The 317-nt window shown below is 66.6% G+C and carries 1 protein-coding gene; it reads left to right on the forward strand.

Annotated features, from left to right (window positions below; translation table 11 throughout):
* Positions 1 to 317 (forward strand): response regulator transcription factor (locus AB4Y34_RS42225; protein WP_368719353.1); only part of this gene is annotated, 317 nt, incomplete at both ends.

Here is a 317-nt window from a genome sequence, read left to right on the forward strand (position 1 = left end):
GATCGTCGCCGCGGAAGCTGCACAGGGTTCGGAAGTGATCGACAAGCTGCGCAGCTGCGCCGTCGACGTGCTGCTGCTCGACATGACCATGCCGGGCATCAGCGGAATCGACCTCGTCCGGCGCGTGTGCGTCGAGCAGCCTGCGCTGCCAGTGCTGGTACTTACCATCCACGATGACGCGCAGGTGGCGTCGCGAGCGCTGCGTGCAGGCGCGACGGGCTACCTGACAAAGGACAGCGACCCCGCCGTGTTGCTCGAAGCCATCCGCAAGATCGCGGGCGGCGGGCGTTTCATCGATCCGAGGCTCGTCGACGCAA

It is taken from the genome of Paraburkholderia sp. BR10954 (genome assembly GCF_040965775.1).
Taxonomy (GTDB): Bacteria; Pseudomonadota; Gammaproteobacteria; order Burkholderiales; family Burkholderiaceae; genus Paraburkholderia; species Paraburkholderia youngii.